Origin of the sequence: Pseudoalteromonas sp. SR45-6 (assembly GCF_014163545.1) — a bacterium.
GTDB lineage: Bacteria > Pseudomonadota > Gammaproteobacteria > Enterobacterales > Alteromonadaceae > Pseudoalteromonas > Pseudoalteromonas rhizosphaerae.
In genome coordinates this window covers 19,090-36,891 of record NZ_JACJDM010000021.1, presented here as the reverse complement: position 1 = coordinate 36,891, position 17,802 = coordinate 19,090, and the positions used below count along the sequence as shown (strand labels likewise).

Genomic DNA, 17,802 nt, shown 5'->3' with positions numbered 1-17,802 from the left:
TAATGAGTTATCAAGTCCTAGCGAGAAAATGGCGTCCACAGACCTTTCATGAATTGGTCGGTCAGTCCCATGTGAAACAAGCGCTTATTAATGCTTTAACACAAAACAGACTGCATCACGCTTATTTGTTCACTGGGACTCGCGGGGTGGGTAAAACCACCATCGCACGTATTTTTGCAAAAAGCTTAAATTGTGATGAAGGCATTTCGGCGCAACCTTGTGGCAAGTGTAGCAGCTGTATAGATATCGAAACTGGTCGTTATATTGACTTACTTGAGATAGATGCCGCATCGCGCACTAAAGTTGAAGATACCCGTGAGATATTGGATAACGTGCAGTACGCGCCAACTCGCGGTCGCTACAAAGTGTACCTGATCGATGAAGTACACATGCTTTCAAAGCATAGTTTTAATGCATTATTAAAAACCTTGGAAGAGCCGCCTGAGCACGTTAAGTTTTTATTAGCGACGACGGATCCACAGAAACTGCCTGTCACCATTTTATCGCGTTGTTTGCAGTTTAATCTTAATGCGTTATCGCAACCTGAAATACTCCAACAACTTGAATATGTGTTAGGCGAAGAAAAATTAAGTTTTGAAACTCAAGCCCTGCAAATTATCGCCAAAGCTGCTGATGGCAGTATGCGTGATGCATTGAGTTTAACTGATCAAGCGATTGCTCAAACGAATGGTGATATTAAGCATCAAGCGGTGCAAGCAATGCTAGGGTTGATGGACAACCATTATAGCCAGCATTTGCTGGTTGCATTATTAGCCCAAGACGGCCATGCATTGATGGCGCAAATCGAGCAAGTTGCCACCCAAAACCCAAATTATATTGCTTTGTTAGATGATCTAATTGGCCTTACACATTTAGCACAATTAACCCAATTAGTGCCCGATGCCGCCAAGTTAGATGAATATAATCGCGAGTTTATTAATGAAGTAGCAAAGAGCTGCGATTCACAACAAATCCAAATTTATTATCAATTACTGCTTAATGGCAAAAAAGACTTACAATGGGCGCCAGAGCCTCGTTTAGGTTTTGAAATGGTTATGCTGCGTTTACTGGCATTTCAACCAGTTGATAGCCAAATTCTTGCAAGTACTGCGGCGCAGGCACCAGCGGCCGATAACAACCGGTCTCGCTCAGCAGCATTGAGAGATATTCTCAATAAAAATAAGCCTGCAACACCACAGCCTGTTGATAACCAAGTATCATTGCCTCAAGCTGCACCGGTACAAGCGACCGAGAGTGCGCCTGAACAAGTCGTTGCAACAACTGAACAATCTGTAACCGGTGAGCAAACAGCACATGTCGATACGCAGCCAACTGTTACCACTGCACCACATACAAATTCGGGAATTATGCACGAAGCCGCGCATGGTAATGAGCATGATTCAGATGCTGAGCTTGAGCAACAATTAGTATCCCAATATGATGAGGTAATGAATAACGCAGTGGAGCAGGGCTTTCATAGTGGCTTTGAGCATGCGCCAGGACAATCTTTGCCTGAGCATCAATATAGCGTAGAGCAAACCGCTCCAGCACAAAATAACAGCTCATTCTCTGACTATTCAGATACCACAGATATTAGCCAAAAAGAAGCACAAGCGCAGTCCGCAATTGCACGTATTTTACGAGATAGAAATATTTCTGGTGCAGGTACGCTCTCTGGTGGTAAAACACCTGTGGCGCCATCAACGAATAAACCAGCTGCGGTTGAGCGCGGTACTGCGGTAAAAAAGTCACAGCCCCAGATAACGGGGGCAAGTAGTCAGCCTGAGACTGATGGTTACACGCCGAATATCGCCCCAAATAAGCGTGTGAAACCTGACTTTAAAGAAAAACATCAGACTATTACTGAGAATTTAGCACCGGAATTGCTAGAGCAAATTAATCCACAAAAAGTAGTTGCTGCACCTGAGCCTGAAATAAACATTCAAATACCGGATGATTTTCATAGCCCGATCAGCGATATTCGTTTTGCACATCAACAAGATGAGTGGGCATACTTAATTAAGCGGATGGGACTTGGCGGGCGGATGCGTCAATTTGCTTTGCATTCAATTTATTCAAAGCAACAACAACAGCTGCACTTAGAAGTGGATGAATCGCAAAAACATCTCGATACCCCGATGTTAAGGCAAAAGCTTAGTGCAGCGCTGGCCAGTATTTACGGGCATAATGTTGAGCTGACAATCAATTTTGCCCCTGGGGTGATAGATTCGCCTTACTTAATTCAGCAAAAGATCGATGCAGGGCGCCATCAGCAAGCAATCGATGTGATCAACGGTGATGAAAATATCGTACAGTTACAGCAGCTATTTTCTGCAATTATCGATGAAAACAGTATTCAGGCATTGTAATTCATTGCAATAGCCCTTATCTTCATGGCAATTAGAAATAGAAAGAGAGAAAGTTATGTTTAAAGGTGGAATGGGTAACATGATGAAGCAAGCGCAGCAAATGCAAGAGCGCATGCAAAAAGCCCAAGACGAAATTGCTCACTTAGAAGTGGTTGGTGAAGCCGGTGCCGGTTTAGTTAAAGTAACCATGCTTGGTAACCACAATGTTCGCCGTGTTGAACTTGACGAAAGTTTGATGGAAGACGAAAAAGACCTTATTGAAGACTTACTTGCCGCTGCGTGTAATGACGCAGTACGCCGTGTAGCAGAAGAAACACAAGAGCGTATGGGTAAAGTAACTGGCGGTATGCAATTACCACCAGGTATGAAAATGCCGTTTTAAGATAAAACATGCAACTTTCAGAGAGTTTAAACCAGCTGATCGAAGCACTACGCTGTCAGCCGGGCATAGGCCCAAAGTCAGCGCAGCGCATCGCGTTTCATCTGCTTGAGCGCGACCGTAAAGGGGGCACTCAACTTGGTAATGCACTTATCAAGGCGATGACTGCAATAGGACACTGTCAATCGTGTCGTACTTTTGCAGAGCAGCCGCAGTGTGAAATCTGTTTAAGCCCCAAACGCCAAGATAGCGGAATTTTATGTGTGGTTGAATCACCTACCGATGTGTTGGCGATTGAACAAACTGGCCAGTATAAAGGTTTGTACTTTGTATTGATGGGACATTTATCACCTATCGATGGTATTGGTCCAAATGAAATTGGCCTTGATATTCTTGAAAGTAAGTTGCAACAAGGTGGGATAAACGAGGTTATATTAGCGACCAACCCTACCGTTGAGGGGGAAACTACAGCGCATTATATTGCCCAGCTTTGTCACCGCTATAAAGTTGATGCATCGCGGATAGCCCATGGTATTCCGGTCGGTGGCGAACTTGATTTGCTCGATGGCATGACATTAATGCATGCATTTAGTGGCCGACGAGTGGTTAGTCAAAATTAGCTCTTAGAAGCGCATTAATTTAAAACCTGCATTAACGTCTGTTATGCAGGTTTTTTGTTTTTATACCTTGGCGGTAAAAGTTTGATCGTAATTTATCCAATAACTGGGTAATCTATTTTTAGTAGCTGGAGTCTTTTTTTCACCAGTTTGGTTAATTTGTAAGGATCACAATGCAAGATAATAAAAAACATCAGCGTGCTTTACTAAAGAGTAAGCGCTTTCTACCGCTTTTTGTCACCCAGTTTTTCTCTGCGTTAAATGATAATATTTATAAACAAGCGGTGCTACTGTTATTGATTTTTCAAACGGCAAATGTTGCCGATGGCGCTTTTTATGCTAACTTAGCGGCAGGCTTATTTATTCTACCGTTCTTTTTATTTTCAGGGATGGCGGGACAAATTGCTGAAAAAAAGGAAAAGTCAAAATTAATCCGCACCGTAAAACTTGCCGAAATTCCGATTATGCTAGTAGGCGCTGTGGCCATTTCAACGCAATCTGTTTGGTTGATGTTAACCACGGTATTCTTAACAGGGTTACAAAGTACCTTTTTTGGCCCGCTAAAATATTCCATTTTACCGCAGCACGTGGCAGCCGATGAATTAACCAAAGCCAATGGCCTTGTTGAATCTGCGACATTTGTGGCTATATTGATTGGCACAACGTTTGGCACGTATTACATTACCCAAACAGTGGGGCCAACGGTCATCTGTGTGGCAATTATAAGCCTGGCGATTATTGGTTATTTGAGTAGTCGCTCTATTCCAATCAGTGCCGCGAATGATCCTAATTTAGTGTTTACTTTTAATATTTTCTCCTCCACCAAAAGCCTATTTAGGGTACTTAATTCACAAACTGAGTCGGTTGGAAAGTCGGTACTTGGTATCAGCTGGTTTTGGTTTATAGGGGCGATTATTTTAACGGCGCTACCAAATTATGTGAAATATGTCATGGTTGGCGATGAGCTGGTCGTCACCAGCGCTTTGGTGGTGTTTTCATTGAGCATCGCAATAGGCTCGCTGTTGTGTGAAAAGTTGTCTCGCTCGCGGATAGAATTAGGTATTGTGCCATTTGGCGCGTTGTTGATCACATTATTTTTGTACTTACTGAGCCAAGAGCCTGCAATGAGCTTTTACCAGCTACCAAGCGAAGAATTATTTACACTTTCACAAATACTGCATACTGGTGACATGTATTGGCATTTTATTTGGATGGCCGGCATTGGCATTGCCTCTGGTTTTTATACTGTGCCATTGTACGCTTTGATCCAACAACGCACCGTCGAATCAAGCCGTTCACGCATCATCGCCGCTAATAATGTGTTAAATGCGTTGTTTATGGTCGCCAGTGCGGTGTTAAGTATTGTAACGCTATCTATATTTGCATGGACGATCCCACAGTTATTCTTGTTACTGGCAGGATTGAATTTACTGATCTCTGTGTATATTTATACCAAGGTGCCAGAGTTCTTCTTACGCTTTGCTGTTTATTTATTGACCATTTGTATGTATCGAGTGCGTACCAAAGGGGATCATAATATTCCTAGTGAAGGCGCAGCAGTATTGGTGAGTAATCACGTCAGCTTTGTTGATTGGATGTTTATTTTAGCGGCATCACCAAGGCCTATTCGATTTATGGTATTTGCCCCCATTTATTATTCTCCCGCGTTGCATTGGTTATTTAAAATGGCCAAAGCTATCCCAATTGACAGTGAAAAATCTAATCCGCAGGCGTTTCAAGAAGCATTTGATGAGGTTGCTAAAGCATTAGATAACGGTGAGTTAGTGGGTATTTTCCCTGAAGGGAGGCTAACTGGCGATGGTTCGATTGATATTTTCCGCCGTGGTATTGAACGTATTATACAGCGTTCACCGGTGGCCGTTATACCTGTTCATCTAGGCGGGTTATGGGGCAGCATGTTTAGTCGTAAAGCAAAATGGCGACTTCCACGACTGAAATGGTCGCTGGTCGCTGTGACTGTTGGCGAGCCTATTGCTGCCAATGCAGTCACTGCAGATGAATTGCGTGAGCGAGTGATTGCCTTAAAAGAGCAGTATGAAAAAGGTGCTGTTTAATAGCGATTAAACGCTGATGTAACAGAGATGTAAATTTAGCGCGCAATATTCAGTCGTGAATATTGCGCGTGAGTCGTGTGCTTAGTTGGCCGCTAACTAACTGCTAACCAAATACCAACCGCGACCATCAAACTACCAGCGATGCGGTTCATCCACTTGATATTGTCACCTTGGTTTAAAAACAGCCGTAAACTTTTACCGCCAGTGGCATAGAGCATCATGCAAGTGAACTCGCTGAGCATAATGATGGCGACTAACATACTCAATTGTGGCGCAATCGCGTAGTCAATATTTATAAATGGGGGTAGCAGGGAAATCATAAACGCCCAGCCTTTAGGGTTGGCAATCGCGGTGATAAAGCCTTGTGAGAATAGTGCTTGGCGAGATACTTTTAATTTACTGTCTGCGCCTAATTTGATGGTTGCTTTTGCTCGCCACATTGAAATGCCAATGTAGACTAAATAACCTGCACCGAGCCATTTTAATACGTTAAATAGTGTCGGGTAGTTGAGCATAATACTTGCCACCCCTGCGACTGCTGCAACAGCCACAATAGCAACGCCAAGTAATTCGCCAATCATCATCCACATAGTTCTGCGCACGCCAATACTCATTCCTAAGGTCATGGCTAAAGTCATACACATCCCAGGTGTAATAGAGACAAAAAAGAAGGTGGGTATAAATACCCCCAGCACTGCGAAGTCGAGCATGTAAGCATCCGTTAGTTGCTGCAATAGAATGCGCAATAGTAATGGTTTTCGAAAGCGTTAGAAACCAATTTGGGATAGTTAAGCGCAATTATGAGATTGTTAGCACCCGCGATAAAGCTCCGGTTTATCACTTATTCGTAAGCTAATTGCGATCCTTATAGAGGATGCCGCTGTGATCTTCTGTGTATTGATTACAAACACTTATTTGTAAGTGGGTTTTAACAAATATATTTTTGCTTTGTTGGGTGCTTTGAATTAGGATCAAATCAGTTTAAAACCAAGAACTAATGCCCTGTGTCTAGATTATTTATTGCTATTACCACCATTTTCCTAAGTTTCACTGCAACTGCGGTTGAAGTTACTGATCTATATCAGGACGTATTAAAAGTATCTGACAAATCTCGCGATGCTCGACTCAGCGCCAGCCGCGAAGCGTTGCTAAATGTACTGGTTAAGGTCAGTGGCGATCCAAATGCTGACAAAAACCCAACGGCTCAGCGACGTAGTAAAGATATATCAGATTACATGCTCAAATTTGAATACGACGAAAAAGCCAATGGTCAGCTTAACCTCGTGGTTAAATTTGAAGCAAACAAAATCAACGCACTCGTCAAAGAACTTAATTTACCATTGTGGGGGACGCGTCGTCCGCTGGTGGCTATTTGGCTTGCCATTGAAGATAACTGGCGTCGCGAACTTGTTACCCAAGAAAGCTATCCGCAGTTAGAGCAACTAATTTATAGCACCGCAGCGCGACGTGGTTTGCCTGTCGTGGTGCCATTACTTGATTTACAAGACCGTGCATTAGTGGGAATACCTGAAGTGTGGGGAAATTTCTCTACGCCAGTCGAGCAGGCATCAAGCCGCTATAGTGCAGAGCGCAGTATTACCGCGCGTTTATACAAACAACCTGACAGTGAGGTTTGGCTGTTGGATTGGCGTTTTACTAACGATGAGCTGTTTGAAGCAAACAGAGTAACCGGTGATAAACAACAAGCCATAGCCTTAATGATTGACAGTTTAGCGGCAGGCTTAGCCAATGAATATGCGGTTGATCCAAATTCTACAACGCAGCTTGCCCAAGCGGTGTTTAAATTAAAAGGCACCACTAACTTTGTCGATATAGAGCTTGCTAAACGTCAGCTACAGAGCTTAAGCGTGGTTACCCAAGTGACAATTCGTTCTCGTACCGCTGATATGGTTAGTTTTGCGATAAATCATACTGGCAGTATGCATGATTTACAAAAAGCCTTAGAGCTCGACCGCGCTTTTCAACCCTTTGTTGACCCTCGTGCGTTTTATCCTGTGACAGCGCAAGACGATTTAGAATATCAATGGGTTGGTTTGTAATGCCGGCAATGGAGCCGGTGCAAATGGCATTGCCGGTGACGTTACCGGATGATGAAACGTTTGCCTCTTATTTTGGTGGTGAAAATTCACTGGAAGTGAGTCATTTAAAAAATGCCTTTAAAAGTTTAGCAACCACTTTTCAATATACTTATTTGTGTGGTTTAGGGGATTCAGGTAAATCGCATTTACTGTATGCAACCTGTATTCATGCTCAAGAGCATGGTTTATCAACTATGCTGCTATCAATGCGCGAAGTGATTGATTTCGGTCCTATGGTGCTCGATGGCTTAGATGCCCTTGATGTGCTGTGTATTGATGACGTGCACTTAGTAGCAGGTAACGATGCGTGGGAAAAAGCGTTGTTTAATTTTTTTAATCGTTTTAACGAACCGGGTAAGTGCTTGGTAGTGACAGCGGATCTGTTACCAGACATGCTAAATATTAGCCTGCCGGATCTTGAGTCACGATTAAAATGGGGTACGACATTTCAAATCCGTTCTATGAGTGATGATGACAAAGCCGAAGCCTTAGTAAAGCGTGCCAATATGCGCGGCTTAGAGCTCAGTGATGAATGTGCGCGCTTTTTATTAACGCGTTTGAGTCGTGATATGCGTGCGCTACTTGATGTGCTTGATAAACTTGACCATGCATCGATGGCTGCACAACGTAAATTGACAATTCCTTTCATAAAATCCACTCTAAAACTCTAAATTCTTTTACAACATAGCTTAAGTTCCCATTTTACTTAACCAGAATGGGAAAGAATTCAATAAGATTGGTATAAGGTCTGGAATCTAGCCATTGCTTTCAGTTATCATTAGCTATTACTTAAATCACCTTCTGTGACAGATCAGGTATCGAATGAACTTAGAAAATATATTAGCGCAAGCACTTGAGGCGGTCGCCAGTGCCAGTGAAATCGCGCAGCTTGAAGATATCAGGGTTAACTACCTTGGTAAAAAAGGCGAAATCACGAATCTATTAAAAACCCTTGGTAAAATTGCCCCTGAAGAACGCAAAGAAGCAGGCCAAGTAATTAACCAAGCTAAGCAAGATGTACAAGTTGCGATTAACGACAAGCGCGAATTATTAGCAAGCAAAGCCCTTGAAGAGAAATTAGCCGCTGAAACAATCGATGTAACATTACCCGGTCGTGTTATGCCAACAGGTGGTTTACACCCAGTGACGCGTACCATTGAGCGGATTGAGAGCTTTTTTGGCGAATTAGGTTTTGCGGTTAAATCTGGCCCAGAAGTAGAAGATGATTTTCATAACTTCGACGCGCTAAATATTCCTGAGCATCACCCAGCGCGTGCTGATCACGATACCTTTTACTTTAATCCAAAACTGGTGTTGCGTACGCAAACCAGTGGTGTGCAAATTCGCACCATGGAAGCTGAGCAACCGCCGCTGCGTATTATTTCTCCAGGGCGTGTATACCGTAACGATTACGACCAAACACATACGCCGATGTTCCATCAGGTTGAAGGGTTGATGGTTGATACTGATGTAAGCTTTACTGAGCTTAAAGGTATTTTGCACGATTTCTTGCGTAACTTTTTTGAAGAAGATATGGAAATTCGTTTCCGTCCTTCATTTTTCCCATTTACAGAGCCTTCAGCGGAAGTTGATGTGATGGGTAAAGACGGAAAATGGTTAGAAGTATTAGGTTGCGGAATGGTGCACCCTAACGTGCTTAAATCAGTGGGAATTGATCCAGAAAAATACACTGGTTTTGCTTTTGGTATGGGTGTAGAGCGTTTAACCATGCTGCGTTATGGTGTAAATGACTTACGTGCGTTTTTCGAAAACGATTTGAAATTCCTTAATCAGTTCCGTTAAGAGTGAAGAAATAACATGAAATTTAGTGAAAAGTGGTTAAGAGAGTGGGTTAATCCTGCAATTGACACGCAGGCTCTTTCGGAACAGTTATCGATGGCCGGCCTTGAGGTAGATGGCGTAGAGCCCGCTGCGGCAGAATTCTCTGGCGTTGTTGTCGGTGAAGTAGTTGAATGTGGTCAGCATCCTGATGCAGATAAACTACGTGTAACTAAAATCAATGTCGGTGGCGATGAGCTATTAGGTATTGTATGTGGTGCGCCAAATTGCCGTTTAGGTATCAAAGTCGCAGTAGCTATGGTTGGCGCTGTATTACCGGGCGATTTTAAAATTAAAAAAGCCAAACTACGTGGTCAACCGTCTCACGGCATGCTGTGTGCATTCGTGGAGCTGGGTATTAGCGAAGAAGGCGACGGTATCATGGAGTTGCCACTTGATGCACCAGTGGGCACAGACTTACGTGAATACTTAAGCCTTGATGACAACATTATTGATGTTGATTTAACCCCGAATCGTGGTGACTGTTTAGGTATTAAAGGCATCGCTCGTGAAGTGGGCGTACTTAACAGTATTGATGTTAAAGCCCTAGAGATACCAGCGGTTGCAGCAACTATTGATGATAAAGTATCAATTGAACTAGTAAACGATGAAGCCTGCCCACGTTATTTAGGGCGTGTGATCAAAGGCATCAACCTTGACGCCACAACACCACTTTGGATGGTTGAGAAGCTTCGTCGTAGTGGCGTGCGCGCAATTGACCCTGTGGTTGATGTAACTAACTATGTGTTACTTGAACTTGGCCATCCAATGCATGCTTTTGATTTAAATGCGATTGAAGGCGGTATCAAAGTACGTAGCGCCCATGCTGGTGAAGAGCTGGTATTACTAGATGGTAATACTGCTAAGTTGAATGAATCTACCTTAGTAATAGCCGACCATAACAAAGCGCTGGCGATTGCCGGTATCTTTGGCGGTGAGCAATCAGGCGTTACCGAGCAAACAACGGATATTCTATTAGAAAGTGCGTTTTTTAATCCAGTTGCTATCGCAGGGCAAGCCCGTAGCTATGGTTTACACACAGATGCATCGCATCGTTATGAACGTGGTGTGGATTTTGCGCTGCAACATGATGCAATAGAACGTGCAACTGCGTTGTTACTTGAGATTGTAGGCGGTCAAGCAGGCCCTGTAGTTGAAGCTGTTGCAAAAGATAAGCTTCCTAAGGTCACTGAAGTGCGTCTTCGTCGTGCGCGTTTAGACCGTGTTATTGGTCATCATATTGAAGATGCGAAAGTAACCGACATTTTAACCCGTTTAGGGCTTGATGTGAAAATTGTCGATGGTGTGTGGAGTGCAGATGTACCAAGCTACCGTTTTGATATTCGTATCGAAGAAGATCTAATTGAAGAAGTTGCTCGCGTATATGGTTACAACAGTATTCCAAACGTAGCTCCGACTGCTAAATTAAAAATGACCACTCATAACGAAGCCAATATTGCAGTGAGCAAATTTCGCAATACGTTAGTGACTCGTGGTTATCAAGAAGCGATCACTTACAGCTTTGTTGATCCTAAAGCACAGGCTATTTTACACCCAGACAGTGACGCGCTTATTTTGCCACATCCAATTTCGATTGAAATGTCGGCAATGCGTGTGAGCCTTATGCCAGGTTTACTTGCATCAGTAATGTATAACCAAAACCGCCAGCAGCCACGTATTCGTTTATTTGAGCATGGCCTTAAATTTCTACGTGATGAAAACGCAGAGAATGGCGTAAACCAAGTTGCAGTTATCGGTGGTGCTATTACTGGTCTGGCACATGGTGAACATTGGGTTGAAGAAAAGCGCACCGTTGATTTTTATGACTTAAAAGGTGACGTTGAAGCATTACTTTCATTAACCAATGATATAACGCGTTTTGAAATCAAAGCAGAGCAATCAGATGGCTTACATCCGGGCCAATCTGCGGTGATTTATGTTGAAGGTAAAAAGGTCGGTTTCTTTGGTGCTATTCATCCTCAAGTACAAAAATCGTTAGATATCAATAATGCGACTTACGTGTTTGAAATTGAAATGACAGCCATTGAAAAAAGAAATTTACCAGAGGCTGTAGGGGTTTCGAAGTTCCCTTCAAACCGCCGCGACATCGCTATTTTAGTGGAAGATCAGGTGAAATCTGGCGACATTTTATCAGTGATAGAAAAAGTTGGCGGAAATCAATTGGTTGACCTAAACTTATTCGATGTGTATAAGGGCAAAGGTATTGAGCCAAATTATAAGAGTTTGGCGATTGCTCTAACACTGCAAGCGGTTGATAGAACACTCGAAGAGAAAGATATCAATCTAGTAGTTGATAACGTGGTGGCCGCACTGGCTGAACAGTTTAATGCATCGTTGAGGGACTAGATATGGCGCTTACTAAAGCCGACATAGCTGAACACCTATTTGAAAAATTGGGGATCAATAAAAAGGATGCCAAAGATTTAGTTGAAGCGTTTTTTGAAGAAATCCGCTCAGCGCTTGAAAAAGGCGAGCAGGTTAAGCTCTCTGGATTTGGTAACTTTGATCTTCGTGACAAGAAAGAAAGGCCTGGCCGTAACCCGAAAACTGGGGAAGATATCCCTATTTCGGCACGACGCGTCGTCACCTTTCGACCTGGTCAAAAGCTCAAAACTCGTGTTGAAGTTGGTACGAGCAAATAAATTAAAAAAGGCAGCGTCAGCTGCCTTTTTCTTTTCTATAAACTAAGTTTGAACGCGATTAAAAATCCCGTGGTGAAACAAACTGCCCAGCTTGAATACTGTCGTAGGTTTGCTGTGCGAGGGTATCTAATCCGCTGAGACTTTTTCCTGTTGCTGTTAGCTGTTGTTCAATTGGGAATATTTCAACATTGGTTATCCCAGAAAGCTGCGCAATTTTTGCAAAAGTATAGGCATGCTTATATTTTTCCTGCTTATAAAACAAACTGGTCAATGTGGTGAATATTTCGGGGTTTGGAGTTTGCTCAGCTTTGTTTAGCTCTAACGTTTTATACAGTAAGTCTATGGTCTTATCTTCATCAAACTTAATATAGTAGCTGGCTAAGAAAAACTGGATTTCAGCGTCCTCAGTGACACTAGGATCCTTTTCAAGCGCAAGTAATTTAGTCAGGGCTGATTGGTCATTATTGCGTGACCAGTGATAATACAACAACCCAGGGTGGTTAGTATTTTTGGTATCTTGAAATAACCGTGTCATTTCCTTGATACTGGTTAAATGCGCTTCAACGCGTGAGGTGGTTTTTTCTTTTAACTTGATATGCTCAATTTTTGCCGCCAGCGATACGCATCTATCGTATTTTTCAAAACCCTTTAATAATAAATATTTGTTATCGTCAGTCGGTTGTTTGTATTCATGGTAACGCGCCATGATCACATCAGCACGCTGTGCTTTACAGTGACTATCGGTATTTAAATCATTACATAAACCTGGGGTTTCTTTACACACCTTTGCAAGTGTCAACGGTTCTTCACACCCAGTTAATGCCAACAAACTCAGTAAAACACTTGCTCTTAGTAACATCCCTTAACCTCACCTTAATAATTACCTTGTTATTCTAGCGTAATGAATTGATCTCTAACAGTGGAGAATAAAGTTAGTTTAAATTAGAATAGCGAAGCCCACTGAGGCGTGTTGCTCTCAAAATTCAATACGTCTTATGGCTATCCGTTCAAAAATTGTTTAATTAGGTAAATAAAATGACCTCATCTCACGAGTTAGAATACACAAATAGTTGGCAAGAACGCCAAGATTACGCAGAAAGTATGCAACCTATCATTGGTAAGCTTTATCGTAATCGTGGTATTGAAATCGCGGTATATGGCCGTCCTCTCGTCAATGCCAGTACAATTGATATCATCAAATCTCACAAAACAGTGGCACAGTTTGAAGGTACTAAACTACGTTTACGCGAAAGCTTTCCGTTTTTAGAAGCTATTAGCAAAATGGATTTAAACTCTGCCCGTATCGATATTGGTAAACTGGCTTATGGTTATTTATTTAACGATGTTGCAAATGGTCGTTCTATCGAAGAATATTTAAACGACGAGTTAGCTGAAATTGTAAACTCACAAGCCAAAGAGCCACGCGATGTGGTGTTATATGGTTTTGGTCGTATCGGTCGTTTACTAGCGCGTTTGTTAATTGAAAAATCAGGTCCTTATGCGGATTTACGCTTACGTGCAATCGTTGTTCGTGGTGGTAAAGACGGCGACCTTGAAAAGCGTGCTAGCCTATTACGTCGTGATTCAATTCATGGTCCTTTCAATGGTTCAATCACCATTGATAAAGAACGTAATGCAATAAAAGCCAATGGTAGCTACATTCAGGTGATCTATGCTAACTCTCCAGATGAAATTGACTACACAGCATATGGTATTGAAAACGCATTGATCGTCGATAATACGGGGATCTGGAAAGACGAAGCTGGCCTTGGCTTACATTTAAAATCAAAAGGCGCTGCAAAAGTACTATTAACAGCACCGGCGAAAGGCAATATCAAAAACATCGTATATGGTGTTAATAACCACGATATCAAACCGGAAGATAAAATTGTTTGTGCAGCAAGCTGTACTACCAACGCAATCACACCAACATTAAAAGCACTTAATGATAAGTTTGGTATTAACAATGGTCACGTTGAAACAGTTCACTCGTACACTAATGACCAAAATTTGATTGATAACTACCACAAAGCAGATCGTCGTGGCCGTGCCGCAGCACTTAATATGGTGATCACTGAGACTGGCGCAGCTAAAGCTGTTTCAAAAGCATTACCAGAACTTGAAGGCAAATTAACGGGTAACGCAATCCGTGTACCTACACCGAATGTGTCTCTGGCTATTTTGAACTTAAACCTTGCGACCAGCACCACGGTTGAGGAGTTAAACTCGTTCTTACGCCATGCTGCTCTGCATTCAGAGTTACGCGACCAAATTGATTACACGGCCTCTACTGAGATTGTGTCTACCGATTTAGTCGGCAGTCGTTATGCGGGTGTGGTTGATTCAACCGCCACTATCGTTGATGACAACCGTATTGTACTTTATGTTTGGTACGATAATGAGTTTGGTTACAGCTGCCAAGTTGTGCGTTGTATGCGCGATATGGCCGAGGTTTCATTCCCAAGCTTGCCACGTTAATTGGTAATAGCTTAAAAATCTTTACAAAAAGCCAGCATTCGCTGGCTTTTTTAGTCATGAATGTTTTTTCAAAACCCAAGCCATGTGGTAGGCTGTATCCAGTTTGCTACATTTTAATAACAATGCGTCCATTATAGTGAGGCGTTATTTAATTTCTAACTAACAAGCGATGAGTTAGCGATTAATTTTTCATATATAGGTTTAATAAAATGAAAATCACCAGTAATTTTGACAGTGGCAATATCAAGGTCATTGCCGCGACCGATCCACTTAATATTCAGCTTGAGATCAATAAAGATCATTTATCTGATTTTTTTCAGTGGTTCCATTTCCGTTTAGAAACAACACCTTTTCAAAGCCATAAATTACATATCAATAACCTTGAAAATTCAGCTTATCCTGACGGCTGGGAAGGTTATCAGGCAGTTGCATCATATGATCGCCAAACCTGGTTTCGTATTCCTTCAAACTATGCTGATGGCACGTTATCATTTGAGATTGAGCCAGAATGTGGCTGTGTTTATTTTGCTTACTTTGCACCATATAGCTACGAGCGTCACTTAGATCTAATCACATGGGCACAAAGCCAAGAAGCCTGTCAGCTTGAAACCTTAGGTGAAACACTTGATGGCCGTGATATGAGCGTACTGCGCATTGGTGGCGAAAGTGATGAAAATAAGAAAACTATTTGGATAACAGCCCGTCAACATCCAGGCGAAACGATGGCCGAATGGTTTGTTGAAGGTGTATTACATAAGTTATTAGATGATGAAGATCCACATGCAGCAGCATTGTTATCAAAAGCGGTATTTTACATCGTACCGAACATGAACCCTGATGGCAGTGCTCGCGGGCATTTACGTACTAACGCAAAAGGAGTTAACTTAAATCGTGAATGGCAAACTCCCAGCATGGAAAATAGCCCAGAAGTATATTTAGTGCTAAATAAAATGCGTGAGACCGGTGTTGATATGCACCTTGATATTCACGGAGATGAAGCGATTCCATATAACTTTGTAGCCGGTAGTGAAGGTATCCCAAGCTATGATGCACGCTTAAAAGACTTAGAAGACAGTTTTAAAGCGGCATTGCACATAGTGACTCCTGAGTTTCAAGATGTCCACGGTTACCCGAAAGATGAGCCAGGTCAAGCCAATCTAACGGTGGGGTCATCAGCTGTTGCAGAAGAATTTAAAGCGCTTGCTTATACGGTTGAAATGCCATTTAAGGATAACGATGGTTTACCAGATCCTGATTATGGCTGGTCAGATCGCCGTTCATATCAATTTGGCCAAGACACCTTGGCTGCGATTGTTAACGTAGTAGATAAATTAAGATAACGCGTTTGTACTAAGGGCATCATTCATATCGATGCCCTTAGTTTTTTTAATCGCGATGAATGGCATTAGCGACGCTAATAAAGCGATGATATTTGTTTAATGTGTTACTTAAATCTTTTCCAAGCTCTGTTCGAGCCGTATATTTAAGTTACCTGCATAAAACCACGTAGGGTTAATTAAGTTTTACAAGTAGTTGTTTTGAAAAATAAGTGTTAACAAACTTAGATCGTTTAAGTTAATATTCAAAAAGTTGCAGGGGAGGTAGTAATGTTGTTACCTTATTTCCCATAGCCATATGTCGCGCATTCTGATTAGCTACAGCAGAGTATCGTAACTAGAAAATAATAAATATAACTATAGAGGATATCCATGGAAGCTTTTGTAAGCGCTGTTAATGATGTTGTTTGGAGTAATGCACTCATCTATTTATGCCTAGGCGCAGGCTTGTTCTATTCTGTATTAACCCGATTTGCTCAAGTTAGACATTTTAAAGAAATGTGCAAATTACTATTTAGCCCTAACACCTCAGATAAAGGGATCTCATCTTTTCAAGCATTGGCTGTGTCGTTATCTGGACGAGTAGGGGTTGGTAATATAGCCGGTGTAGCGGCAGCAATTGGCTTTGGTGGCCCTGGTGCTATTTTTTGGATGTGGATAGTGGCTTTTCTAGGGGCAAGTACCGCGTACGCCGAATCTACATTAGGGCAAATTTATAAAACAGAAGAAGATGGCCAATATCGCGGCGGCCCAGCATATTATTTTGATCGCTGTTTAGAACAAAAATGGCTGGCGATTTTATTTGCCGTGTCGGCAATTATTGCATGTGGTGTTTTTCTGCCGGGCGTGCAAGCCAATGCAGTTGGCAACGCGTTTACCCAAGTGTTTGGTGATGGCACTATGGTCTCAACGAGTTTTGGTGAGGTTGGTAGCTTTAAATTGGTTGCTTTGGCAATTATTCTTATTGTTTTAGCGTTTATTATCTTCGGTGGTATTAAGCGTATTGCTAACTTTACTCAAATTGTGGTGCCATTTATGGCGTTAGGCTACATAGTATTAGCTTTAATCGTGGTATTTTTAAATATCGATAAAGTACCTGATATCTTCTCTTTAATCATAACAGATGCGTTTACCGCACAGGCCGGTTTTGGTGCCGCTATTGGTTGGGGTGTAAAACGTGGTATTTATTCTAACGAAGCTGGTCAAGGTACCGGACCGCATGCAGCTGCAGCGGCTGAAGTTGATCACCCAGCCCAACAAGGTTTAGTGCAAGCTTTTTCTGTTTATGTTGATACTATTTTTGTTTGTACTGCGACAGCATTAATGATTTTAATTACCCAGCAATACAATGTAGTGGGTGAATTACCTGCAGGGCAATTTATTGTACAAAACGTTGATGCTGCAACTGAAGTTGGTTCAGCTGCTTTCACGCAAATGGCTTTATTCAGCGTGTTTGGTGGTTTTGGTGAAGCATTTGTTGGAATTGCATTGTTCTTCTTCGCTTTTACTACAATACTTGCTTATTATTATATTGCTGAAACCAATATCGCATATTTAAATCGTTATTTTAAAGGTACTATTCCGCTTGTGATGGTGAAATTTGTGATTATGTTTATGGTGTCATATGGCATGGTAAACAGCTCTGGTTATATCTGGAGTATTGGTGACATTGGTGTAGGTTTAATGGCTTGGATAAATATATTGGGCATTTTATCAATATTCTTTGTGGCTAGACCTGCGCTATTATGTTTGCGCGATTACGAAGATCAGAAGAAAAAAGGCGGGGATATCACATTTGACCCTGTTAAGTTAGGGATCAAAAACGCTACTTTTTGGGAAAAGCGTCTCGCAAAACAATCAAAAGACTCTCAGTTATAGGATTGAGTGGTGTAATCAGAGATGTTTTGGTTATTGTAAAAATTAGATACTCGTTGTTTTTCGGATCT

14 protein-coding genes are annotated in these 17,802 nt (G+C 42.0%); 12 read left to right on the top strand and 2 right to left on the bottom strand.

Going from position 1 to position 17,802, the window contains the following annotated elements; all coding sequences use genetic code 11:
• The first annotated feature begins 2 nt into the window (after positions 1–2).
• The 4 genes from dnaX (at position 3) to H5158_RS10865 (ending at position 5,440) form a co-directional block, all read left to right on the top strand.
• Positions 3–2,369, top strand: coding sequence for a DNA polymerase III subunit gamma/tau (gene dnaX / locus H5158_RS10880; RefSeq protein ID WP_182740015.1), 2,367 nt, complete (start codon positions 3–5; stop codon positions 2,367–2,369).
• Between the two features lie 55 nt (positions 2,370–2,424).
• On the top strand, positions 2,425–2,751 hold the full coding sequence (locus H5158_RS10875) for a YbaB/EbfC family nucleoid-associated protein (RefSeq protein ID WP_149982903.1): 327 nt from the start codon (positions 2,425–2,427) through the stop codon (positions 2,749–2,751).
• Between the two features lie 8 nt (positions 2,752–2,759).
• Positions 2,760–3,368 (top strand): recombination mediator RecR, encoded by a 609-nt coding sequence (gene recR, locus H5158_RS10870; protein ID WP_149982904.1) that lies wholly within the window; start codon positions 2,760–2,762, stop codon positions 3,366–3,368.
• Positions 3,369–3,538: 170 nt separating this feature from the next.
• The gene (locus H5158_RS10865; protein ID WP_182740014.1) at positions 3,539–5,440 is read left to right on the top strand and encodes an MFS transporter; all 1,902 of its coding nucleotides are present in this window, start codon (positions 3,539–3,541) and stop codon (positions 5,438–5,440) included.
• A 92-nt stretch (positions 5,441–5,532) separates the two neighbouring features.
• Here H5158_RS10865 and H5158_RS10860 read toward each other — a convergent pair whose 3' ends face one another.
• A complete protein-coding gene (locus H5158_RS10860; protein WP_182740013.1) occupies positions 5,533–6,150 on the bottom strand; it encodes a LysE family translocator in 618 nt (205 codons plus the stop codon).
• Positions 6,151–6,444: 294 nt separating this feature from the next.
• Here H5158_RS10860 and H5158_RS10855 point away from each other — a divergent pair, with 294 nt between their 5' ends.
• The 5 genes from H5158_RS10855 (at position 6,445) to ihfA (ending at position 12,041) form a co-directional block, all read left to right on the top strand.
• The gene (locus H5158_RS10855) at positions 6,445–7,500 is read left to right on the top strand and encodes a DUF2066 domain-containing protein (protein ID WP_182717933.1); all 1,056 of its coding nucleotides are present in this window, start codon (positions 6,445–6,447) and stop codon (positions 7,498–7,500) included.
• Complete coding sequence (gene hda / locus H5158_RS10850; RefSeq protein ID WP_179959227.1) at positions 7,500–8,210, top strand: DnaA inactivator Hda; 711 nt, start codon at positions 7,500–7,502, stop codon at positions 8,208–8,210. Before H5158_RS10855 ends, hda begins: the two co-directional genes overlap by 1 nt.
• A 151-nt stretch (positions 8,211–8,361) precedes the next feature.
• Positions 8,362–9,342 (top strand): phenylalanine--tRNA ligase subunit alpha, encoded by a 981-nt coding sequence (gene pheS, locus H5158_RS10845; RefSeq protein WP_145241591.1) that lies wholly within the window; start codon positions 8,362–8,364, stop codon positions 9,340–9,342.
• Positions 9,343–9,357: 15 nt separating this feature from the next.
• Complete coding sequence (pheT, locus tag H5158_RS10840; RefSeq protein WP_182740012.1) at positions 9,358–11,745, top strand: phenylalanine--tRNA ligase subunit beta; 2,388 nt, start codon at positions 9,358–9,360, stop codon at positions 11,743–11,745.
• 2 nt (positions 11,746–11,747) lie between these two features.
• Positions 11,748–12,041 carry an integration host factor subunit alpha gene (gene ihfA, locus H5158_RS10835; RefSeq protein ID WP_016707763.1) on the top strand — a complete coding sequence of 98 codons (294 nt, stop codon included), beginning with the start codon at positions 11,748–11,750 and terminating at the stop codon, positions 12,039–12,041.
• Between the two features lie 58 nt (positions 12,042–12,099).
• On the opposite strand, the gene H5158_RS10830 is transcribed toward ihfA, so the two are convergent.
• Positions 12,100–12,900: a DUF2989 domain-containing protein gene (locus H5158_RS10830; RefSeq protein WP_182740011.1), complete on the bottom strand. Its 801-nt coding sequence runs from the start codon at positions 12,898–12,900 to the stop codon at positions 12,100–12,102.
• Between the two features lie 176 nt (positions 12,901–13,076).
• On the opposite strand from H5158_RS10830, the gene H5158_RS10825 reads away from it, so the two are divergent.
• The 3 genes from H5158_RS10825 (at position 13,077) to H5158_RS10815 (ending at position 17,734) form a co-directional block, all read left to right on the top strand.
• On the top strand, positions 13,077–14,519 hold the full coding sequence (locus H5158_RS10825) for a glyceraldehyde-3-phosphate dehydrogenase (RefSeq protein ID WP_145241596.1): 1,443 nt from the start codon (positions 13,077–13,079) through the stop codon (positions 14,517–14,519).
• 209 nt (positions 14,520–14,728) lie between these two features.
• Positions 14,729–15,859, top strand: a complete 1,131-nt coding sequence (locus tag H5158_RS10820; protein WP_182740010.1) for a carboxypeptidase family protein — start codon at positions 14,729–14,731, stop codon at positions 15,857–15,859.
• Positions 15,860–16,228: 369 nt separating this feature from the next.
• Complete coding sequence (locus H5158_RS10815; RefSeq protein ID WP_182717936.1) at positions 16,229–17,734, top strand: sodium:alanine symporter family protein; 1,506 nt, start codon at positions 16,229–16,231, stop codon at positions 17,732–17,734.
• The last annotated feature ends 68 nt before the right edge of the window (positions 17,735–17,802 follow it).